The following is a 22,734-nucleotide window of genomic DNA, read 5'->3' as shown; positions in this document are numbered from 1 at the left end:
CCCCTGCGAAGCGGGGGAGGTGTCGAGCAAGCGAAGACCTTTAGGTCGTAGCGCGTCGAGACGGAGGGGGCTATTTCCGCGACAGAGCCAAGCCCCCTCCGTCGCGGACTACGCCGCGCCACCTCCCCCGAACGCTTCGCTACAGGGGAGGAAAAGATGTGAATTGACTCAAACACTGGCGGCCTCGCGTTCTTTCGCCGTCGGGCGCTCCAGTTTCAGTATCCGAGTAGCGAACGGCAGCGGATCATGCACCGCCGCGATGATCATGCCACCCGCCGCCAGATGCGCCTGCATCAGGCCGCTAAGCAGCGCGCGATGATCCACATCGAGCGGCGCCATGGGCTCATCGAGCAGCCACAGCGAACGCTTCGCCATCAGCAACTTGGCGCAGGACAAACGGCGTTTCTGGCCCGCCGACAGATAGCGCGTCTCCAGATCAAGCAGCGGCGTTAAATTCAGCATCTCGATACCGGCCACAGCGCCACCCAGATAATCGGCCTGGAATTTCAACTCCTGCACCACCGTCCGCGAAGGGCTGAGCGCATCGTGATGACCGAGAAAATGGATCATGCGGCCTTGCCAGATTTCCGGCTCAATCTGCATATCATTCTCAGACGCAGAAATGGCGCCGGCAAAGGGCGTCAAAAAGCCTGCCAGGGTGCGTAAAAGCGTTGTTTTTCCGACGCCGTTTTCGCCATACAGGCTTATCGTCTCGCCAGATTTCAGGGTAAAATTCAGATTATGAATCAGTAGGTTATAGCCTTTTTTCAGACTTAACCCCTCAACCCTCAAACTCACACCCATAAAAATAACCCTTTTCGCGTTACGGCTTACATAGACGAAAACAAATAAGAAGTTTAGAAGGCAAATTGCCCGCCTTTACGGCATTGCAGCGCGACCGGGAAACCCTGTGCGTCCCCGGTCTTCCGCGCAGGCTGAAATTACGGTCGCCATCGGGGCGTCCGGGCGGTTCTGAAGAAGGATACTGCGTACAATGTCTTCCGTTGACAGCTTCAAGTCCAAGTCCGAATTAAAGGTCGGCGATAAAACCTACACCTACTACGATCTCAAAGTCGCCGAAGCCAACGGGCTGGAAGGCGTCTCGCAACTTCCGGCCTCGCTGAAGGTGCTCCTCGAAAACCTCCTGCGCAATGAAGACGGCGACACCGTCAAGGCCGATGACATCCGCGCCATGGCCGCCTGGGTGAAAAACAAGGGCGCCGTCGAACACGAAATCTCCTTCCGTCCGGCCCGCGTGCTGATGCAGGATTTCACCGGCGTTCCGGCCGTCGTCGATCTGGCCGCCATGCGCGACGCCATGGTCAAGCTCGGTGCCGATCCGGCGAAGATCAATCCACTCAACCCCGTCGACCTCGTGATCGACCACTCGGTCATGGTCGATTATTTCGGGCAAACCACTTCGTTTACGCAGAACGTTGACCGTGAATATGAGCGCAACATCGAGCGCTACAACTTCCTGCGCTGGGGCTCCTCGGCCTTCAACAACTTCCGCGTCGTGCCTCCCGGCACCGGCATCTGCCACCAGGTCAACCTGGAATACCTAGCCCAGACCGTCTGGACGGCCATCGCCGATGGTGGCGAAGTCGCCTACCCGGATACCGTGGTCGGCACCGACTCGCACACCACCATGATCAACGGTCTGTCGGTCCTCGGCTGGGGCGTCGGCGGTATCGAAGCCGAAGCCGCTATGCTCGGCCAGCCGATCCCCATGCTGATCCCGGAAGTCATCGGCTTCAAGCTGACCGGCAAGCTGCCCGAAGGCGCCACCGCCACCGACCTAGTGCTGACCGTCACGCAGATGCTGCGTAAAAAGGGCGTCGTCGGCAAGTTCGTCGAATATTACGGCGACGGCCTCGTCAACCTGACCCTCGAAGATCAGGCCACCATTGCCAACATGGCCCCGGAATACGGCGCCACCTGCGGCTTCTTCCCGGTGTCGCAGCCGACCATCAACTATCTGGCCGAAACCGGCCGCACGCCTGACCGCGTCGCCCTCGTCGAAGCCTACGCCAAGGCCCAAGGCCTGTGGCTCGATCCGTCGGTTGAACCCGTCTTCACCGACAGCCTCGAACTGGCTCTCGATTCCGTCCTGCCGTCGCTGGCCGGTCCGAAGCGCCCGCAAGACCGCGTCCTGCTCTCCGACGCCGCCACTGCCTTCACCTCGGCCTTGCAGGGCGAGTTTGGCAAGGCCGGTGATGAATTGAAGCGCGTCCAGGTCGAAGGTTCCGACTTCACCGTCGGCCACGGCGATGTCGTTATCGCCGCCATCACCTCCTGCACCAACACCTCGAACCCCTCGGTCCTGATCGCCGCCGGCCTCGTGGCCCGCAAGGCGCGCGCCCTGGGCCTCAAGGTCAAGCCGTGGGTAAAAACCTCTCTGGCGCCCGGATCACAAGTCGTCACCGACTATCTGAACTCGGCCGGCCTCTCCGAAGACCTCGACACCATGGGCTTCAACCTCGTCGGTTACGGCTGCACCACCTGTATCGGTAACTCCGGTCCGCTGCCGGAAGCCATCTCGGCCGCCGTCAATGCCGGCGATCTGGTCGCCGCCTCCGTGCTTTCGGGTAACCGCAACTTCGAAGGCCGCGTCAACCCCGACGTCCGCGCCAACTACCTGGCCTCGCCGCCGCTGGTCGTGGCCTACGCCATCGCCGGTTCGCTGAACATCAACCTGACGGAAGACGCCATCGGCACCGGCTCGAACGGTGAGCCGGTCTACCTGAAGGACATCTGGCCGACGACGCAGGAAGTCACCGAGCTTCAGCGTAAGCACGTCACCAACGCCATGTTCTCCAACCGTTACTCCGACGTCTTCAAGGGCGACGCGCACTGGCAGGCCATCCCGGTCGCCGGCGGCCAGACCTATGGCTGGGATGCAGAATTGACCTATGTCGCCAACCCGCCTTACTTCGACGGCATGACCATGACGCCGGACAAGGTGACCGACATCGTGGAAGCCCGCGTGCTCGGCGTCTTCGGCGACTCGATCACCACCGACCACATTTCGCCCGCCGGTTCCTTCAAGGCGGCCTCACCCGCCGGCAAGTATCTGATTGATCGCGGCGTGCCTGTGTCGGAATTCAACGGTTACGGCGCCCGTCGCGGCAACCACGAAGTCATGATGCGCGGCACCTTTGCCAACATCCGCATCCGTAACAAGATGACTCCGGAAATCGAAGGCGGCGTCACCAAGCACTTCCCGTCCGGCGATGTCATGGCCATCTATGATGCCGCCATGCGCTATCAGTCGGAAGGCCGCAACCTGGTCGTCTTCGCCGGCAAGGAATACGGCACCGGCTCGTCGCGCGACTGGGCCGCCAAGGGCACCAAGCTGCTCGGCGTCCGCGCTGTCATCGCTGAATTGTTCGAGCGCATCCACCGCTCCAACCTGGTCGGCATGGGCGTTCTGCCGCTACAGTTCAAGGTCGACGGCTGGGCCAAGCTCGGCCTCACCGGCGAGGAAATCGTCACCATCCGTGGTCTCGAAAACGTGCAGCCGCGTCAGGAACTGATCGTCGAGCTGTTCCGCGCTTCCGATGGCAAGGTGGCCCGCTTCCCGGTCCGTTGCCGCATCGATACTCCGACCGAGCTGGAATACTACAAGAACGGCGGCGTCATGCCGTATGTTCTGCGTAACCTGGCCCGCAGCGCTCAGGCGACTGAATAGGTTCTGCGACATTGATAAAAGAAAAGCCCTTCGGCCCTCAGGTCGGAGGGCTTTTTCTTTGCAGGGTCGTAACGACCCTGCACCCGTAACTCGACAGCGCTACGACGCGCTAAGCGCTAGATGCGTTGGTGGGGTTTCTTGCTTTCTTCCTTGGCCAGCCCTAAACTCAGCTATGAAAAACCGTCTCCCCCTAGTCATCACCATCGCCGGACTGGCCGCAGCGCTCTATGCCGTGATCCTGAACCTCGTCACAGCCGCGACTGAAGCCGCGCAAGGCTTCATCGTTCAAAGCCTGATCTTCGCCGTTATCGCGGTCGTCTGCGGCGTCTATACCCTGCGCAGAGGCGGCGGCTGGCGCTTTATCGCCGTCGCCATGATCGGCCCGGCGGTCTTCGTATTGACGGATGCCGGGATGCGGCTTTTGTTCTTCGCGCAGCACGGCACATAACTGCCGGATTTTGGTCAATGGAGACCTAAAAAGACACAGGAGACACCATGACCCAGCGCATCAAGTTCTACACCTTTCCGCTTTCTGGCAACGCGCACCGCGTCGAGCTGCTCCTGCGTGCGCTTGACGTGCCGTTCAATCGCATCGACGTCAATCTGCGCGACAAGGAACAGAAGACGGCGGATTTCCTCGCCATGAACCCGTTCGGGCAGGTGCCGGTGATCAATGACAACGGCACGATCATCTGGGACTTCGTCGCCATCATGACCTATCTCGCCCTGACCTACGACACCACACACACCTACCTGCCGCAGGCGCCCGCACAGCACGCCGAGGTCATTACCTGGCTGGCCAAGACCTCCGGCCCCATAGCCTACGGTCCGGCCGCCGCGCGGCGCATCAATATCTTCAAGACGCCGCAGGACATTTCGGTCGCTCAGCAGGTAGCGCATGATTTCCTGAATGTGGTGGAAAGCCATCTGGCGCGCCGTGACTGGCTTGTGGGGGACAGCCTGACCCTGGCGGATCTGGCCTGTTACACCTATATCGCTCACGCCCCGGAAGGGGGTATCGACCTTGCGGGCTATCCCAATATCCTGGTATGGCTGGAGCGCATGGAAGCTCTCCCCTTCTTCGTCGCCATGCCAAAATCGAAGGCCGGTCTCTGGGCCTAAGCCCGCGCGACGCATGCGAGCAAAAAAGATCACAAAAAAACGCCGCTACGGGGAGGGGAAGTCCGTAGCGGCGCAGAACATGTATCTCGGGGAAGAAGAAATGTATCTGTCAGCCAAGAGACCCGATTAGATTCCCGGGGGCTGGGGGGGCTGTTCAGGGGGAACCCGAACCAGATCGCCTTGGCTGACAAGGACATATTGGCGTCCGAAGCGGGCGCAGGAAGGGCCAAATTGAGGTCATTCCGGGGCGATTTCATAACCGGAGCATAAAGACCGGTTATATTTCCCTAGCGAATGACTTGCGCGATTCATTGAGGTGGCGTGTACTGGATCTGCAATTGACACAGGTTGGCCTATGAGTGTTCAGGATTTTAGCGGCGCATTCGGCGCTTCCAAAGGCCCGGAGGTCGTCTTCTTCGAGCGCAAGGAACTGGAAATGATCCTGCGGCTCTATGGCCAGCAGGTCGCCGCCGGCGAATGGCGCGATTACGGCATAGATCAACTCACCGACGCCGTGGCCTTCAACATCTTCCGCCGTGCCGGAGAAGCCCCCTTCTATCGCATCGAGAAGCGCCCGTCCCTGGCCCGCAAGCAGGGCGCCTTTGCGGTGTTTAATCAGGCGGGTATGGTGCTTAAGCGCGGCCGAGAACTGGGGCCTGTGCTGGCTGTGCTGGATAAGCGCAAGTTCGACCTCTTGTCATAAAAAGACCCTCCGGATCGCTCCGGAGGGCTTTCATTTTAACGCTTGTCGCCGGATTTAGCGGCGGCCGCCGAACAGGTTCAACAGGCTGAGGAACAGGTTGATAAAGCTGACATAGAGGCCAATGGCGCCGATATAGGTCAGGGCCGCGCGGTGGTTAGCCGACAGCGAACCGGTCGAGTAATACAGTTGCTTGAGCGACTGTGTCTGATAGGCGATCAGGGCCGAGAACAGCAGAACGCCGATACCCGACATCACCATGCTCATCAGGCCGCTCTTGAAGAGGAAGGCGTTGGCGATGCCGGCAATGATCAGGCCCAGAACGGCAACCGAGAAGAAGCCGCCCCAGCCGGTCATGTTGACCTTGGTAGTGTAGCCGACAAGGCTGACGACGCCGAAGGTGGCGGCGGTGATGAAGAAGATGTTGGCGATCGAGATGCCAGTGTACATCAGGAAGATCGACGACAGCGACACGCCCATGACGGCGACGAACACCCAGTAGAAGGCGCCCGAAACGCCGGCATTCAGGCCATTCATGAAGCGGCCGGAGATGAAGCTCAAGCCGAGCGGCGCGAAGGCGAAGATCCAGCCCAGAATGGTATAGCCAGCAACCCGGCCATCCGGCGTGAACTGGTAAAGAAGCTGTGCGAAGGCCGGCGTGTTCGCCACGGCCCAAGCCATGGCGCCCGTCAGCACAAGGCCAAGCGCCATCTTCTGATAGATGCCCATAAGGAAGTTCTTCAGGCCCATATCGCGGGCCTGTTCCTCAGCCGAAGGTAAGGCAATATAATCGGTGTCGTTCATAGGTTTAAAACCCCTGTTAATTTCGTGACCACTCTATACGACCAAAACATATGGGCTTAATAGAGACGTTCTATCAAATAATATGGCCCTCGTTACCCCGACTGACAAGGGGGGATCATTCACAGGGTCAGACTTTGATTCTCTAAGCGAGAATTTGGGATTTTCTAAGCGGATTCAGCATGAAATACTCTCCCCTTGGCCGCACCGACCTGTCGGTTTCGCGCGTATGTCTCGGCACCATGATGTATGGCAGCCAGGTGTCTCAGGGCGATGCCTGGGACCAGATGGACTATGCCCTGACGCGCGGCATTAATTTCTTCGATACCGCCGAGGCCTACGCCATCCCGCCGCGTCCGGAAACCCAAGGCGCCACAGAGCGCATCATCGGCGAATGGTTCCGGGCGCGCGGTAATCGCCAGGACATCATCCTGGCGACGAAGGCCGCCGGTCGCGCTGACTTTATGGGCTGGATTCGTGGCGGGCCGCGTCATACCCGCGACCATCTCAATGCCGCCGTCGAAGGCTCGCTCAAGCGTCTGCAAACCGACTATATCGACCTCTATCAGCTCCATTGGCCCGACCGCCGCTACAACGGTTTTGGCTTCCATCACTATAGCGATTACGATGCCGATTATGAGAGCTTTCTCAGCATTCTGGAAAGCCTCGACCGTCACGTGAAGGCTGGGCGGATTCGCCATGTCGGCGTCTCGAACGAGAGCCCCTACGGCGTGATGAAGTTCCTGAGCGAAGCCGAAAAGCATGGCCTGCCGCGCATCGCCTCGATTCAGAACGCCTATTCTCTGGTGTCGCGCGCCTTCGATTACGGACTGGCCGAGGTGGCCCTGCGCGAGGATGTCGGTCTGCTGGCCTATTCGTCGCTGGCGCAAGGCTATCTTATCGGCAAATACCGCGACGGCGCCCTGCCCGAAGGCGCTCGCAAGACGCTCTACCAGCGCCTCAACCGCTATGAAGGCCCCGGCGGTGAGGAAACAATCAACCGCTATGTCGATCTGGCCGCCGAATTGGGGCTGAAGCCTGAACAACTGGCGCTGAAATTTGTCGATCAGCGGCCGTTCGTTACCTCAACCATCATCGGTGCCAGCAGCATGACGCAGTTGATCGATGATATCGACGCCTTCGATACGGTGTGGACCGATGAGATCGACAAGGCGGTGTTTAAACTGCACCTCAGCCACCCCAACCCTTGCCCGTAAAGGAGTTAGCCATGTTCCGTTCGGTTCTCTTTATCCCGTGCGCCAATGCGAAGGCCATGGCGAAGGCGGCGACGCTGCCATGTGACGCGCTGATCTTTGACCTCGAAGACGCCGTGGGCAACGATGAGCGCGATGGCGCACTAACGCGGCTGGCCGAAACCCTGACCCGTGATTTCACCGCAAAGACCGTGCTGGTGCGCATCCATCCGCAATATCTGGGCGCGATCCGCAAAACCCTGGCAGGTTTGCGCATTGATGGGCTGGTCATCCCCAAGGTCAATGGACCTGAGGAGATCCGCGGCGTGGCGCATGTCTGGCCCAATATACCGCTATGGGCGATGATCGAAACAGCGCGGGGCGTGGTCCATGTACACGAGATCTCGGATACCGGCGTCAAGGGACTTATTGCCGGCCCAAACGACCTGCGCAAGGACCTGCGCACCCGTCCGATGGCCGACCGCAGCGATATCCTCCACGCCTTGTCGCAGATCGTGCTGCACGCGCGGGCGCAAGACCTGATCGCGCTGGATGGCGTCTATAACGCCTTCAGGGATGAGGCCGGGTTTAAAGCCGAGTGCGAACAGGGACGCAGCCTGGGCTTTGACGGCAAGACCTTGATCCACCCGGCGCAGATCGCGCCTTGCGAGGCCGCATTCAGCCCTTCGCCAGAAGACATCTCTTGGGCCAAGGCCGTGGTCAGCGCCTTTGACGGCAGTGCCGCGGGCGTAGTGTCGGTGAACGGTGAGATGGTTGAGCGCCTGCATCTGGAACAGGCGAAAAGTCTTTTGCAACAAACCTAAAACGCGAACTACGTTGCCTTCATATATTTGCGAAATTTGCGACGCCTGAGCCACTGGCGCCACGGCATCATCAACTGGCTCTTGAACTGCACTTTCTTATCCAGAGTGAGCATCGCGTCGATCTCTTGCTGTGTCTTCATTTTCAGATAAGGCGCCAGGAAAGGATAGTCTGCCAGGAATTTCGCGTAGACCCCTATAAAGCGGCCATGCCACGGCATACCGGGATAGTACCAAGGCTTCGAACCACCGGTGAAGTGCACGATCTTCGGATCGACCTCCTTGTTCAGACCCAGGCCGGCATAGAAGGAGATGAAATTATAGGCCGGTGATAAAACTTCGCGCTTGCCAAGGAAGACTGCGTTGAGCGCGCTCTGATCATGATAGACGCGTTTCAGCGAATTCTCGTTGAAATAGGTCATGGCCTCGCGCGCCATGGTTTGCCAAGTGTCCCAACGGAATAGCAGGATACCGGCGTTAAAATAATCCTGATAATGCGGAATGCCAAGATCGTTGAGATAGGCCTTGTGCTTGGGTCAAAAATTGCCCTGATCGTTTTAACACATCCAAATCGCTTCGGAGACCGTGGCGATATGGCCAGGCTTTACCTTGTGGCTGATCAGCGGGAAAATGTCGCCCAATATCTGCACGTCGCCATCGATATAGGCGATGTTCTCATAGGTGCTGGGCAGGATGTCGCAGATGGCGAAGCGTCCAAGCGTCGTATGCGGTATGTGCGTCTGGTTGAAATGGGTGCCTTCCTTGGGCAGAAACAGGCTGGCCTCCAGCGGCAGAAACTGGATGCCGGGCGCTGTGAAGGTATCGCGCAATTGCTGTAACAACGCTTCTTCGACATCGACCAGAGGTATAAAGAGATCGCTGATAGCCATGACCTTTGGCTGATCGATAATCTGGAGCGCCGCCACGAGCGACGGCACCAGATAACCCTTGTCAGTCACGAAGACAATGGCCTTATCTTTCGTCGTCATATCTAGCCCCCGGTGAATCAAACTCCGAACCTGAAAATTCCGTGCGATTGAGATAATCCTCAGACCGCATTTCTTCGAGACGCGATACCGTGCGCTCGAACTCGAACGCGCCATCACCCGCCGGATAAAGCTTAGACGGCTCGGCATCCGCCAGGATCACCGTCTTGGTGCCGGCCTCATAGAGCGCGTCAATCAGCGTTACGAAACGCTTCGCCTCATTGCGGTTGGACGGCGACAGCACCGGCACGCCCTCGATGAACACCGTTGTGAAGCGCTCGGCGATGGCGAGATAATCGGCCGGACCGTTGAAGGTGCCGCACAGTTCGCCAAACGTGGCGCACAAGCTCGGACCGGCGGCGCGGGCGAAGCGCAGCTTGCGTTCATTGACCGTCAGCACGCATTCCATCTCGGTCATCAGGTGCTTCATGTCGACCCACAAAACATTGAAGGCAGCGATAGCGTCCGGATCGGTTGAAGGCGAAAACCAGGTGCGGGCGCCGCGCAGGCGATCCATACGGAAATCCTTCGGCCCCGCCACCTCGACCAGGGTGGTGCGCTGCTTGATCATGGCGATAAAGGGCAGGATATGCTCGCGGTTGAGGCCATCCTTGTAAAGATCATCGGGTGCACGGTTGGACGTCGCCACAAGAATGACTTTACGGGCGAAAAGTGCCTCGAACAGTCGCCCCAGGATCATGGCATCGGCGATATCGGTCACCTGCAATTCATCGAAACACAGAAGCTGCGACTGGCTGGCGATCAGGCGGGCCACCGGTGCGATAGGATCGTCACCCTTGTGGGTGCCAAAATTGATCTTGCGTGTCTTGGCGTCGCTCTCGCGCCAGAGGCGGATGTGGTGGTGCACTTCAGCCATGAAGGCATGGAAGTGGACGCGGCGCTTCGGTATCTTGTGAATGTTGTTATAAAACAGGTCCATCATCATGGACTTGCCGCGGCCGGGCGGTCCCCACAGATAGAGTCCGCAGACGCGCGGCTGTATGCCGAGAATACGACGCCACAGGGCGCGGCTCTGCCGGATGCGACGCTCCAGCACGACCAGGCTCTCGATAGCCGCCTTCTGGGCGTTATCGGGAACAATCTCGCCTGATTTCAGCAGGCGTTTGTATTCACTTCGGATATTGGCCATTCGACTTGTTCACGCGACGGCCTTTACGGCTGCCCACCAGCTTATGGTTAAGGTTTATAGACGATCCGGCTCAATATGGCGTTAAAAAAATGCTGCACATGCGTGAGAGTTTAAGGCTTAAGTCCGCATCGCTGCAAACTTCGCCAAAGCCTCAAGCACGGCCTGGTTTTCCTCATCCTTGCCGATGGTGATGCGCAGACACTGTGGCAGGCCGTAATTCGCGACATGACGGATAATAATGCCCTGCGTCATCAGGAATTCATTGGCACGCGCCGCTTCTTCGCCATCCTTGAAATAGATCAGCACGAAATTGCCGATGCTCTTGCGCACCTCGAAGCCAAGACCGGCGATGGCCTGGCGCAGACGCGGTTGCCAGTTCAAAATCTGCTGGCGTGAGGCCTCGATGTGCACACTGTCCTGCAAGGCGGCCACGGCGGCGAACTGCGCCGGCAGGTTAGCGTTGAACGGCAAGCGGATGCGATCGATGGCTTCGATCACCGGCAGCGGGCAATAGCCGAAACCGATGCGCAAACCCGCCAGACCGTGAATTTTCGAGAAGGTGCGCGTGACGATCATATTGTCCGAACCGCGCGCCATACCGAAGGCCGTTTCCCACGTCGGCTCGTCGACAAACTCGGCATAGGCCTCGTCAATCACCAGCAAAATTGACGGATCGAGACGCGCGCGCAGATCGGCAATCTCTTCCGGCGTATTCCAGGTGCCGGTCGGGTTGGCCGGATTGGAGATATAGACGATCTTGGTTTTCGCATCGACCAGTTCGAGCAGTTTCTCGATGCTGACGCGCTGATCCGGCTCCTCAGCCAGCTTAACCTCGGCCTGACAGGCGAGGGCTGAAATGCGATAGGCCAGGAAACCATGCTCGCCGGTGACAATATTGTCGCCGGCTTCGAGATAGACCTGATTGAGCATGGCGAAGACCTCGTCCGAGCCATTGCCGAAGACGAGACGTTCAGGCTCCAGATCGTGATAGGCGCTCACCGCCGCGCGCAACGGCGCGGCATGACCATCCGGATAACGGAACAGTTTGACCCTGGCGGCTTCATAGGCCTCGATCGCCTTGGCCGAACAGCCGAGCGCATTTTCATTGGACGACAGCTTGATCGGCTCGGCCACGCCCTCAATCTTCGACTTGCCGCCGATATAGGGGGCGATATCCAGTATGCCCGCCTTAGGAGCGGGAACGGTCTTGGTCATGAGACGTCTCTTAAGTTTAAATCCGGGGCGCCGCGCCGATAATGCCCGACAGGCTGCCCAAAGTCTTGGTGGCCAGCCGCTCGTCATGCTCCTGCACGAAGCCGATGATGCCAAATAGCTTAAGCCCCTGCGCGGTGCAAAGCCATTCTGCGGCGAAACCACGCTGACCAAGCGCTTCGACGATCTTGTTTTCGTGTTCGGCGGAATCGCTGACCCAGAAAGTCATGTCGTCGCCGGTGGGCTCAGGCTGAATAGAAGCGAGCGCCACGGCGTATGGCCGTGCGCTCGAAAGTTCGGGTAATGCGGCGATAACACGCACCTTCGGTTCGGCCAGCAGACGTGCCCACCAGGCGCCGCCGCGAGGATCGAGCGACAGGACAGAGATGTGACGGACATCGCGGGCGGCCTGGACCGCCGCCGTCGCATCATTGACGTAGCCAAAGCTTGGCGCGAAACCGAAGCGTTCGCGCGCCCATACCAGAACCTCTTTCGAGTGTTCGGCGGTACTTAAGTTGAGATGCAGGCCGCCGTGCGCCGCCCCCTGAATACGCAGGTTTTCCGAGATCAGTTCGCGCCAGATTCGCAGCACCACGTTTTCGCTGGCGGCTTCGCGCGGCATGGCGATAAGCTTGCGGATCAACATAGCCTCGCGGTCCGGGCGCAACAGCGACACCTGGGTGTTGGCCGGTTCTTCCTGCGCCTTGGCCTCACCGATCGCCTTCCCCAGCGCCGCGCGGGCATCAATCAGGCGCAGCAGTTCGGCATCGAGGGCATCGATCCGGGTGCGAAGGTCAGCGAGAGTCGTCAAGGCAAGGCTTCCGTTTAGGCGAGAGATCGCAAAACTTTAGGCCTGTAAAATGACCATCACAAGTCTTGTTTGAGCTAAAATGCGCAGTCCGTCAGTATTACGGCAGTATAGGTGCATCTGAAACTTTCAGAGGCCCGACATAGGCGCCGCCCTCATGGAAATCAATGGCGAATTTCTGCGTACCTTGTGTCGCCAGCGTCAGGTTAAGCAGAGGCTTGGCCAGGGTCACGTTCTCTTCTGAAATGATATGAAGGGCGCCCAGCACATCGAGCGGATTGAAGGTGCCCGACATCTCGATTTTCATCTTGCCCCTGAGGTGTGAGGCCTCATCAAGCGTCAGGGCGTCGCTGGTGGTGAAGAGGTTGAGATCGCCGGCGATCAGCTTGGCCTTGTAGCCGGTGACCGTGCCGCCGCCAGCACTCCAGGCCTTCAGACTGCCCGCGAAATCGTCGCCCTTGAAGCGGCTCATCTGATTGATCGTGCTTTCGACATGCAGGGACAGCGGCTTGTCGCGCGACAGATCTCCGACGATGCCACCTGGCTGGCCGCGCGCGCCGGTCAGGCGCAGCAGCATGTCGGCGCTGTCGGGCGCGGTGGCGTTGGGCCGCAGATAAGCCTCGAAATTATCGGCCGACGAGAAGGTGAAGGGGTGCGTCGGGTCCGAGGGCGTCAGCGTCAGGTCGACGCCGGACAGCGCCACATTATAGATCGGATGATTGACGCCGGAAATGCTGGCGCGCAGGCTGCGACCAGTCACGAGCAGCTTGCCGAGATCGATACCGCCCGGCCGTCCTCGATAAAGGGTCAGGCCTTCGGGCGCCACCACCACCCACTTTTCGAGGGCGTAGGCATTGGCCTCGGCCTGAACCGACGGCGCTGAGAACCCGCGTCCGGCCGGAGAGACCACCACCACGTTCTTGAAATCAACGTACATGCGGTAGGGATAGCCCTCAACCGCGACAGGATCGAAGCTGGCCTGATAGCCGGCATCGATCAGCCCCTTCTGGTTTTGCAGGATCTGCCCCTGGATTTTGTGCGCGGTGTAAAACCAGTAGCCGCTCCAGGCGGCAAAGAGGAGGCCCAGCACCAGCACCGGACCGAACAGACCCCAGCGATTGGCCCTCTTTTGCGGTTTGACGGGGAGAGTCAGGTCGTTGGTGTCAGACACAGGCGGCTTCCTCAGATGTATTCTGTGGCGTTAACCAAACGCACAGACGTTACAAAAGTCAATTCGGATAAAGAAAAGCCTCGATCGATTGCAGCGCTTCCGCCAGCGTGCAGCGCTGCACCAGCACGCCTTCGGGCAGGCCGGAGAACAGCCGCGTCGGGGCGGCGGAATCGAGCATGACAAAGACCCCCTTATCGTCTTTGCGGCGGATCAGACGCCCAAACGCCTGAGCCAGCTTGGCGCGGGTCAGGGCATCGTCATAGAGCTTGGCGCCGAAATGCAGGCGGCGGGCGCGATGCAGGGTATCCGGACGCGGCCACGGAATGCGGTCAAAAGCGATCAGGCGCAGGGCCTGCCCCGGCACATCGACGCCGTCGCGGATCGCATCGGTGCCCAGCAAGCACGAATGATGCTCGGCGCGGAACACACTAATCAGGTCCGAGACATCGAGCGGATCGACGTGCTGGGCATAGAGCGACAGCCCCTGCTCGGCCAACGGTTTGCTGATCTGGTCGTAGACGGCGCGCAGACGGCGGATGGCGGTGAAAAGACCAAGCGCACCACCTTTCGCTGCCACAAACAGCGCCTGCATGGCGGCGGCGATCGAGCGCGCATCATCGCGGCTGACATCGGTGATCACGAACAGGCGGGCCTGCGAGGCGTAATCGAACGGCGAGGCGATCCGCGCCGCCTTGGCGCCCATCACCAGATGGTTGGCGCCGGTGCGCTGACGCGCCAGAGCGAACACATCGGCATCCGAACTTTCCTTCGGGCCATCGCTTAAGGTCGCCGACGCCACCAGAACGCCGTGCGCCGGCTTCAGCACATATTCGGCTAGCGGCAGGGACGGATCGACATAGTGGCGGTTGAGGCAGATATCGACCACGCGGCCGCGTATCACCTCGGTCGAGAACCAGTCCACAGTCTGCTCCGCTTCTGCCACCGGCTCGTCCTCTATGTTCAGTTGCTGCAGCAGGGAGCGCCACGCTGGCAGCAGCATCCGCGCCCGTCGCTCCAGCCCGCGCAAGGCGCCTTCGATGCGGATGCGATCGGACGGCTCAATCTCTTCCTTGCCGCTGCCTAAATTATTACTACCAAGCCGATCTTCCAGCGCACGCACCAACGCCAGCAGGGGCGCTTCGATGGCGGCCAAGGCACGCGCGGCCGTCTTCGCCGCTTCAGCCACAGTGTCCAGACACGGATACGCCTCGCATTCGCCGCCCTGTTCATTATCCGGCGAGAAACGTGATCGCAGCCGTGCCTCGCCCTGGCGGATATCGATCTGGCCATAGACCGCCACCAGCAGGGCTTCGATCGGGCCTGCCGGATCGATACCGCCGCCATCCTGCGTCCGCACCGTGATGCGTTGCGAGAATCCTTCCGACGGCAGCACAGCGGCGGCGCGGATCAGATCCTGCATCGCCGCCTTGGCCGTATCATCGCCGCTCAGCAGATCACCGAGGCGCGCCTCAAGCCCCCTGCCCCGCCGTGACCGACCCTCATTGCCACGAATCCAGCGGCGCAGCTCGAACGCCTCCAGTCCGGAAAGCCGCGTGGCGAAGGCGGAATCCGCCGCCTCGAAAACGTGGTGGCCTTCGTCAAAGATCAGCCGCGACAGCGCCGGCATGGCGTGTTCCTCGGCCATATCCTGACCGTTTAGCTCAGCTTCCCTTTCGGCGCGCGCCACATCACGCAGGTCATAGGCCGCTTGCGCCATAACGAGCGCGTGGTTGGCGATGACCAGCGTGGCCGACTTGGCCTTGCGCACCGACTTTTCAATGAAGCAAACACGGTAATGCGGACAGGCGGCATAGGTGCATTCGCCGCGACGATCGACCAGGGCCGACGTCGTCAGGGTCTGGAAGACATGCGCCGGCGAACCGGGTGGCAACAATGACGGCAGCCAGGTCGGGAAATCCCCGCTCATGATATCGCCGTCACGGCTGTAAACCACCCAGCGTGCCATCAGCACCGCCATGATGATTTCCGGCTGGCTGTGGGCGTTATTCAGCCGTTCCTGAAAATTGAGCAGGCAGAGATAGTTTTCGCGGCCTTTACGCACCACCACCTGCTCAGCACGCATTTCAGGCGTATCGAACAGGGCGCGGGTGTCATTGTAAATCTGCTTTTGCAGCGCCTTGGTGTAGGTCGAAACCCAGACCTGACCTTGCGCCTTCTGGGCCCAGGCTATCGCCGGCGCCAGATAGCCGAGCGTCTTGCCAACGCCCGTGCCGGCCTCGGCCAGCAGCATGTTGGGCTGATCCTTAACGAATTTCGGCGCGAAGATATCGCGCGCCTTCATGGCGAATTCGCGCTGCTCAGGCCGGCGTTCGTCGAGCCCCGCCCGCGCCAGACCGGCATCGAGCGCGGCGCTGACCTCCTCATCACTGAGCGCGACCGACCGCGCCTGACCTTCGGGCGGCTGATCCTCCCATTCTTCCAGAAGTGACCAGACATCCAGCGCTGGTGGCGGAATATAGTCAGCCGGAATTTGCGTCTGGTCGAGTACGGCCTGAAGCAGGCGCGCCCACGGCCATCCCTGCTTTTCCATCAGCCTTATGCCCGATTGCGCCACCAGCCGGAAACCAAGCGGCGCCGCTTTCAGGCTGTCGCAAAGGCTGGACACGACATCGAACAGGACGCGCGCCTGCGCTTCCGGTGTTTGCGGCTCGGCATAGCCGCAGGCCAGCGCCACCCCGGCCACGGACGGGGCGCAGAATTGCGCCGGACGAACGAAGGCGAAGAGTTCGAGCACATCGAAATGGCGCGTCTCGCGGTGGCTGCGATTGCCGAACAGGCGTGTGCGCATAAGAGCGGCATTGGCGACGATCAGCGGTTCGCGGCCCCACAGCTCACGCAGTTCGTTAGGAGAAATATCGCGCGCATCGGTGCCGGCGATACAGGCGCGCACCGGAGAATAGCCCAGGGCTTGCGCCGGGGCGAATTCATGCCACCACACCGGCGCATCGGTCGTCTTCAGGGTTACGTCGTCACTCACCGGCAAAGTTTAGCGTGCTGCGATCAGCGGGCCAAGTCTAATCAGAACAAAATGTGAAAAGAGCGTAACGACGATGGTCATTACGCTCTTCAAACCTTAACTGTTCGCTTCCGAACCCGGAGCTGCGATGGGCGGCGCTTCGTCGCTGATCGGTGTGAAACGGGCCACCGCGTCATCGGCCTTGGCGCGCTGGGCTTCGCTCAGTTGCTGCGCCAGCCCTTCGACCGCTTCCTTGGCACCGGCATCGCCATTATCGGCGGCGATACGCATCCACTTGTAGGCCTCGGTCGGGTTGAGCGGCACGCCCTCACCGCTTTGATAGAGGCTGCCAAGATTGAACTGGCCATCGACCACGCCGCGCTCAGCCGACTTACGGAACCACATGGCCGCCGTCGAACGATCCTGCTCGCCACCTTCACCGTTGTAGTACATCGAGCCCAGCATGAACATGGCGTTGGGTACGCCACCTTCGGCCGCGCGCTTGATCCAGGTACGGGCCTGCGCCTTATCGACCGGAGCCAGCTTACCTTCATCACCCTTATAGATAAGGCCGAGCTTGTATTGTGCCGGGGCATAGCCCTGATTGGCGACCATTTTGAGGGTATCCACCGCCTTGGGGTCCTGGGCGGTCAGGGATTGCAGGGCCAGATCATAGCGCGTCTTGAGGTTCTGCTGATTCTGCGTGTCGGACGGCTCCACATTCAGCGCCGAAGCGATGATCGGCGTTTCGGCCTTTTCTTTTTGAAGGAGATTCGTGCCCAAGAATCCGACAGTGCCAACCGCGACGACGCCCATGGCAATCGAGGACGCCTTAACGGCGTTCATGAAAGTGCCATCCTTGCCTTTCGGCTTGGCTTCCGGCTTGACACCGCGGGCGCGCGACGGGCCCGATTTCAGCAGACCGAGGCCGCGTTCTTCTGTGCCTTCTATACTGGCGCGGACGGCGGCGCGGGCGGCAGCCAGGGCGTCACGCGTCGAGAGCGACACGGCGGCGGCGTCCGGCGCGATATCGTCTTCATCATCAAACAGGTTATGCACGCGCGGCATGTCTTCGCTGATGGACGCCTGAAGGCGCGTTTCGGCGAAGGCAGCGGCCGCACCGGCCGAACCTTCGGTCACCGTCGATACGCGCGGCGCGGTCTTGCGTGACACCTCAATATCGGCGAACGGATCGCTGTCATCGTCGTCATCGTGTGCAAACGCCGGCGGCGCCGCCTTCACAGGCGCGGCGGTCTTCGGCGCGGTGACGAAATCGGCTTCGATATCGTCCTCTTCGAACGGATCGAAATCCGGCTTGAAATGACTGTTGCCGAAATCAGCGATGCCGCCGAGAAGTTCGCCGGTCAGATCGAGCGGCTCGTCATGTGCCGCAACGGCCCCCACGGGCTCAGGATCAAAGGCGTCGACATCGGGCTCAGCTTGCGGGGCTGAGGCGAAGGGGTTCGGCAAGGAGGCCTCCGGCGCGCGCTCGGCACGTTCCGGTGCGGTGCGGGCCGCAGGCTTGAGCACCGATTCCTGCAACAGAACTCTGGGTCTGGACATGGGCCAGGCGCGAATCGATGCGGGCGCGGGTCTCTTCCAGAAGCTTGGCGGTGCGCTCCTCGCTTTGGCGAATACGATCGGCCAGTTCGCCGCGCGCCTGTTCGCGCTGCTGCTCGAACTGCTCGCTGACGGCACCCAGCACCTGGGCGGTACGGCGCTCGGATTCTGTCACCTTGGTGCCTAGGCGCTCGGAAATGCGTGCGATTTCGCCGCCGAGACGTTCCAGCGCCTGAGCGTGGGTATTCTCAGTACGACTGAGGCGGCCGTCGATCGAATCGGCGACACGCTGAACATCGCGGCTGACGCGGGTCAGTTGTTCGTGGCTGCTGGCCTCGACGCCGGCGACGCGACGGTTAAGATTATCGGCCACGCGCAGGACGTCCTGTCCGAGCTTTTCGATAGCGCCGGCGGAGCGCTGCTCCGACTGCTCGATGCGCTCACCGACGACCTTGACCGCCAGTTCTATGGTTTCCTGCTTGCCGGTCTGAAGGGCGCTGAACAGGTCCTGACGCAATTCCTCGACACGGCGCGACAGATCGGCAGCCAGGCCGGTCAGCGACTTGATCGATTCCGAATCGGTGACATCGCCACCTTCCTCGACGCGATTGACGCGGCTGTCGAGCGACTTGAAGGCCTGCTCCAGCGTCTTGATGGCGCCGTTGGTCTGGGCTTCGGCGGCTTCCAGACGGTGCGCCAGTTGCGCCACCACCTTGTCGATCAGGGCCTGCGCCGCACGATCGGGATCGCGCAGCTCGACTTGAGCCATGCGGTGCGACAGGCCGACCATATCCTGACGAACGTCCTGCAGGGTGTCGCGCGTGCGGGCCTCACCCTCATAAAGCTGGTTGGCCAGCTTGCCGAGCGCGCCCTCAACAGCGCGGACCGCTTCCTGCGCCTGCGGCGATTTCAGTTGCTCCTCAACCTTGGCCGCGCGCTCACGGGCTTCGCGGACGTGGCCCGACAAGCCTTCGAGACGCTCGGCCTGTGCGTCGATCAGTCGTTCGGCCTGCTCAAGGCGTTCGGCGAACAGACCATGATCTTCTTCGGTCCGCGCCAAACGTTCAAACGACGACTGGACTTCTTGTGACTGCTCCTCGATGCGGCCTTGCGTTTCGGCATGAGCGGCTTCGGAGCGCTCAAGGCGGCTGAGCACGGTTTCGACGGCCGACGACACACCGCGCACGGCAGTGGCCGAACGGGCTTCCGACGTTTCCATACGCGCACCGAGCGACTCCAGCGCACGCGCCACGCGGCTCAGGTCGCTGGACGCCGCCTGATACTGCGCTTCCTCAGCAGTATAACCATCATCATAACGCGGACGACCCTCGAAGATCGACTTGCGGCGCAGATCGCCCGGCATAGCGCCCTGACGGGCGCCGGTCGAATAGGGCGCAGCCGAGCGACTTTTAGGGACGTCATTACGGGCCATGCGACCTACCGTATCGGACAGTTCGTTATAGCCAACTTCACGATAGGCGGGCGCGCGGCGAACGCGCGGACGCTCTTCGTAGACCGCCTCATCCTCTTCGTAAATTTCGGGCTCAGGCGCACGGCGAGCGGCACGCACAGGCGCAGCAACTCGCTCGGATTGCGCGCGCTCACGCGAAATCAGCGCCGCAACGTCCTCGCCTTCGAGAATCATCTGGTTCAGCCATTCACCGAGGGTCATGCCGGAACGGCGCGCCAGATCCTTGGCGACTTCTCTCGCCTTGGCATCAATACCCTTCACACTCCAAGGTGCGTTCGCGCTCATGCGATTCCCCTAACTTCGTCAGAAAACGAGCGTAGACCGCATTATGTTGGGTGTAAACACTTTGTTAACCACTATATGTAGGAGCGCACTAATCTTCTGTGGAAACTTGAAAAGGCGTTTTTCGCCAGATGCAGGAAAAGACACAGTGGGGCAGGAAAAGGCTGATTTTCAGCGCGCGACCTTGCCTCGACGCCCGATCCCCTACATATGCGCGGGATGGAACTTAGCCTTACCCTTACCGTGATTCTCGCCTCTGTCTCAGCCATTCTGACGGCTTTTTTCGGCTATATGGGTGCGCGTCCCCTGGATATCCGCAAGGGGCCGCGTATGGTGCCGTGGCGCTTCCTGATGATACTGGCCTTCACCGTTAGTCTGTTTATGGTCGTGCATCTGCTCAACCTGCTCGGCATACAGACCAAACCACCAGAACGCTATTAATTATCGCCCAGGACCACCTGACAAGGACGCCGCCTATGCCTACGCAAACCTTCAGCCTCTCGAAGCGTCAATGGCTTGCCGGCGCAGGCGCCTGCGCCATTTGGAGTTCTGTCGGGCAGATAGCGCACGCAGAGACGAAACTGACCGGCCCCGGCGAACCTATCGAGATCGGCAAGGGCTACGATATTCAGTCCCTTGCCCTGGGTCATACCCGACGCGTCAACATTTCGCTGCCGACCGGCTACGATGATCCTGAAAACGCGGCCACACGCTATCCCGTGCTCTATCTGCTCGATGGCGGGGCCGACTGGCAGGATTTCGCCCACATCGCCAGCCTTGTGCAGCAAGGCGGCACATGGGGCGCCAGCGCTGCCATGATTGTGGTCGGCATCGAAAGCCAGGACCGCAAGGCGGAATTCACCGCCCCGACCCGTGACCCGCAGGAACAGAAGGACTTCCCCACGAGCGGAAAAGCCGCCCTGTTCCGACGCTTTCTCATTGACGAACTGCGCCCCTTGATCAATGCCACCTATCGCGCCAATGGCACGAACGCCCTTATGGGCGAATCCCTGGCCGGCCTGTTTGTCGTCGAAACCGCTCTGCGCAGCGGCTCCCTGTTCAAGGACTATATCGCTATCAGCCCCAGCCTATGGTGGGATGGCGAACGCCTGTCGAAAGACGCAGAAAAGCTCCTCAAGGGGTCACGTCCGGCGCACTATGCGCTGTGGCTTGCCATTGCCGATGAAGGCGGGACAATGCAAACCGGCATGGACCGGCTTGTCGCCGCCTTGCGTTCCGACGCAGGGTCATCGGTTACGTGGACCTACAGGCCCTACCCGACCGAAAAACACAGCACGATCTATCATCCGGCGGCGACTGAAGCCATCCGCGCCCTGTTTCCGGCAAAATAATAGCGTCACGCTTTTTGCCGTCAGCCTTGTGACGATAATAGCCGGCAAGCGACGCGGGTACATCTCGTACCCGCTAGCACTACTTTGGCATATTATTCTTGGCGGGCTCGGCGAGGCGTTTGTCACAGTGGGGACAGCGCCTTGGTGGCGGTCGCATGAAGAGGTCGAGAATGGCCTGGCGGATGGCGGGCATTGTCGGCTGAGGCGGTGGCCCCCCGACTCTTTTTTTTTCGTCCCGCTGCTTTGAGGCGGCGGGATTGGAGAAATGCAAAAGCGATCATCGCCATTAGACAATGTCGGTGCAAACCGGTCCATGACCTGCCTTCGAAGTGATCAAGCCCAAGCTCTTCCTTGAGTTGCTGATGTGCCTGTTCGCAGATCCACCTTGCCTTGATAGCCGCGGCTAGCATCTTGAGGGGGGCGTCGGCAGGCAGGTTTGACAGGTAGTATTTCTGTTCTCCGGTTGAACGCCTTTCCCCGACCAGCCAGACCTCCTCCTCGCCAGGCATGGCTTGGACACGACCGTCGCTCATACGATGCCTGTGGCCATCTGCGACCCGAACGCGGCAAGCGGCAAACTGGCAGTTCAGCTTGCCTTTGGTTCCGCGCCGCCAACTTACTTTCTTCCATTTCCCATCAGCCAACATCTTTTCGGCAGAGACAGCAACATCGTCAGGGACATGGTATTTGCGCCGCCTTCCGGTTGCCGCTTCCGGGAAGATTAGGCCGACGTCTGCCTGATACACATTCTGACGCCGTGATATGCCGACGGCCCACAACAGGTCGCGCTTGCTCAGGGCCTCGCGGAACGGCCCGCTTGACCCATAGCCAGCATCGGCCAGCACGCACCCGAACCGGGCCCCAGAGGCTATAACACGATCAATTTCCTCAATGGCGATCTCCGGCTTTGTCAGGGCAACCTGGCATTCTTGCGGGACCCGAGCCCGGTTCATCCGCGCGACATCATTCGTCCAACTCTCGGGCAAGAACAGGCGCAGGCCCACCATCACAGGCACTTCGCGCGATGCCAGCGTCACCGAAACAAGCGACTGGCAGTTGGACGTCTTGCCAAGCGAGGAAGCATATTGCGCCGCCACGCCAACCGAATGGCTGCCCTTTTTCGGCAGCGCCGTGTCATCGATGACAAGATAACCGGCATCATCCCCCACCAGACGGTCGGCCTCCTTCAGGAGAACGGCTTCAAGCGGTCCACTTTCCCAAACGCCGTCAGAGACAAAATGATGGAGTTGGTCATAGCCAAACTCGCCATCGCGGGCGGCCATCGGCTGGACACTCTTGCGGTCACCCGGGCCAATCAGGCCTGCAATATAGGCAGGGCACAGCCGCATCCGGGTCTTATGCCGCAAGGCCACCAGGAAGGGCGTCAACCAATCTTCCAAATCTACGCGCCAATGTTCCGACATCGCCAGTCTCCTT

The 22,734-nt window shown here is 60.4% G+C and carries 18 protein-coding genes and 1 pseudogene; 8 read left to right on the top strand and 11 right to left on the bottom strand.

From position 1 onward, the window contains the following. Nucleotides 1-168 precede the first annotated feature (168 nt). Nucleotides 169-804, bottom strand: a complete 636-nt coding sequence (gene ccmA, locus ABQ278_RS02280; RefSeq protein WP_349321017.1) for a heme ABC exporter ATP-binding protein CcmA — start codon at nt 802-804, stop codon at nt 169-171. Between the two features lie 190 nt (nt 805-994). Here ccmA and acnA point away from each other — a divergent pair, with 190 nt between their 5' ends. From acnA to ABQ278_RS02260, 4 genes are all read left to right on the top strand, one after another. Next, nucleotides 995-3,691: an aconitate hydratase AcnA gene (gene acnA, locus ABQ278_RS02275; RefSeq protein ID WP_349321016.1), complete on the top strand. Its 2,697-nt coding sequence runs from the start codon at nt 995-997 to the stop codon at nt 3,689-3,691. 172 nt (nt 3,692-3,863) lie between these two features. Continuing rightward, nucleotides 3,864-4,139 carry a hypothetical protein gene (locus tag ABQ278_RS02270; RefSeq protein WP_349321015.1) on the top strand — a complete coding sequence of 92 codons (276 nt, stop codon included), beginning with the start codon at nt 3,864-3,866 and terminating at the stop codon, nt 4,137-4,139. A gap of 47 nt (nt 4,140-4,186) precedes the next feature. Beyond that, entirely contained in the window at nt 4,187-4,813 is a 627-nt protein-coding gene (locus ABQ278_RS02265) for a glutathione S-transferase (protein WP_349321014.1), read from the top strand. A gap of 355 nt (nt 4,814-5,168) precedes the next feature. After that, on the top strand, nt 5,169-5,516 hold the full coding sequence (locus tag ABQ278_RS02260; RefSeq protein WP_349321013.1) for a DUF2794 domain-containing protein: 348 nt from the start codon (nt 5,169-5,171) through the stop codon (nt 5,514-5,516). A 54-nt stretch (nt 5,517-5,570) separates the two neighbouring features. Here ABQ278_RS02260 and ABQ278_RS02255 read toward each other — a convergent pair whose 3' ends face one another. Then, nucleotides 5,571-6,317, bottom strand: coding sequence for a Bax inhibitor-1/YccA family protein (locus ABQ278_RS02255; RefSeq protein ID WP_018082442.1), 747 nt, complete (start codon nt 6,315-6,317; stop codon nt 5,571-5,573). A gap of 179 nt (nt 6,318-6,496) precedes the next feature. On the opposite strand from ABQ278_RS02255, the gene ABQ278_RS02250 reads away from it, so the two are divergent. Both ABQ278_RS02250 and ABQ278_RS02245 read left to right on the top strand, forming a co-directional pair. Then, the gene (locus ABQ278_RS02250; protein WP_349321012.1) at nt 6,497-7,531 is read left to right on the top strand and encodes an aldo/keto reductase; all 1,035 of its coding nucleotides are present in this window, start codon (nt 6,497-6,499) and stop codon (nt 7,529-7,531) included. Between the two features lie 11 nt (nt 7,532-7,542). Beyond that, a complete protein-coding gene (locus ABQ278_RS02245) occupies nt 7,543-8,331 on the top strand; it encodes a CoA ester lyase (protein ID WP_349321011.1) in 789 nt (262 codons plus the stop codon). Between the two features lie 8 nt (nt 8,332-8,339). Here ABQ278_RS02245 and ABQ278_RS02240 read toward each other — a convergent pair. The 8 genes and pseudogenes from ABQ278_RS02240 to ABQ278_RS02205 form a co-directional block, all read right to left on the bottom strand. Continuing rightward, a pseudogene (locus tag ABQ278_RS02240) lies at nt 8,340-9,317 on the bottom strand (glycosyltransferase). Further along, nucleotides 9,301-10,464, bottom strand: coding sequence for a cell division protein ZapE (gene zapE, locus ABQ278_RS02235; protein WP_349321010.1), 1,164 nt, complete (start codon nt 10,462-10,464; stop codon nt 9,301-9,303). Before zapE ends, ABQ278_RS02240 begins: the two are co-directional and overlap by 17 nt. Before the next feature lie 117 nt (nt 10,465-10,581). Continuing rightward, complete coding sequence (hisC, locus tag ABQ278_RS02230) at nt 10,582-11,679, bottom strand: histidinol-phosphate transaminase (RefSeq protein WP_349321009.1); 1,098 nt, start codon at nt 11,677-11,679, stop codon at nt 10,582-10,584. Between the two features lie 16 nt (nt 11,680-11,695). After that, nucleotides 11,696-12,487 carry a chorismate mutase gene (locus tag ABQ278_RS02225; protein ID WP_349321008.1) on the bottom strand — a complete coding sequence of 264 codons (792 nt, stop codon included), beginning with the start codon at nt 12,485-12,487 and terminating at the stop codon, nt 11,696-11,698. Between the two features lie 97 nt (nt 12,488-12,584). Then, complete coding sequence (locus tag ABQ278_RS02220; protein ID WP_349321007.1) at nt 12,585-13,655, bottom strand: DUF2125 domain-containing protein; 1,071 nt, start codon at nt 13,653-13,655, stop codon at nt 12,585-12,587. Nucleotides 13,656-13,713: 58 nt separating this feature from the next. Beyond that, complete coding sequence (locus tag ABQ278_RS02215) at nt 13,714-16,653, bottom strand: ATP-dependent DNA helicase (protein ID WP_349321006.1); 2,940 nt, start codon at nt 16,651-16,653, stop codon at nt 13,714-13,716. A 96-nt stretch (nt 16,654-16,749) separates the two neighbouring features. Continuing rightward, nucleotides 16,750-17,247, bottom strand: a complete 498-nt coding sequence (locus tag ABQ278_RS02210; RefSeq protein ID WP_349322200.1) for a tetratricopeptide repeat protein — start codon at nt 17,245-17,247, stop codon at nt 16,750-16,752. Nucleotides 17,248-18,067: 820 nt separating this feature from the next. After that, the gene (locus ABQ278_RS02205; RefSeq protein ID WP_349321005.1) at nt 18,068-19,948 is read right to left on the bottom strand and encodes a hypothetical protein; all 1,881 of its coding nucleotides are present in this window, start codon (nt 19,946-19,948) and stop codon (nt 18,068-18,070) included. 216 nt (nt 19,949-20,164) lie between these two features. Here ABQ278_RS02205 and ABQ278_RS02200 point away from each other — a divergent pair, with 216 nt between their 5' ends. Together ABQ278_RS02200 and ABQ278_RS02195 are read left to right on the top strand one after the other, a co-directional pair. Further along, nucleotides 20,165-20,386, top strand: coding sequence for a hypothetical protein (locus ABQ278_RS02200; protein ID WP_349321004.1), 222 nt, complete (start codon nt 20,165-20,167; stop codon nt 20,384-20,386). 35 nt (nt 20,387-20,421) lie between these two features. Further along, complete coding sequence (locus tag ABQ278_RS02195) at nt 20,422-21,297, top strand: alpha/beta hydrolase-fold protein (protein ID WP_349321003.1); 876 nt, start codon at nt 20,422-20,424, stop codon at nt 21,295-21,297. A gap of 122 nt (nt 21,298-21,419) precedes the next feature. Here the strand turns inward: ABQ278_RS02195 and ABQ278_RS02190 are convergent, their stop codons facing one another. Beyond that, a complete protein-coding gene (locus ABQ278_RS02190; protein WP_349319961.1) occupies nt 21,420-22,721 on the bottom strand; it encodes an IS701 family transposase in 1,302 nt (433 codons plus the stop codon). Nucleotides 22,722-22,734: the final 13 nt, after the last annotated feature.

The sequence above is a fragment of the Asticcacaulis sp. MM231 genome (genome assembly GCF_964186625.1).
In the GTDB taxonomy this organism is placed as follows: Bacteria; Pseudomonadota; Alphaproteobacteria; order Caulobacterales; family Caulobacteraceae; genus Asticcacaulis.
Note: the sequence above shows the minus strand (reverse complement) of the source record. Positions and strands in the feature narration are given on the sequence as shown.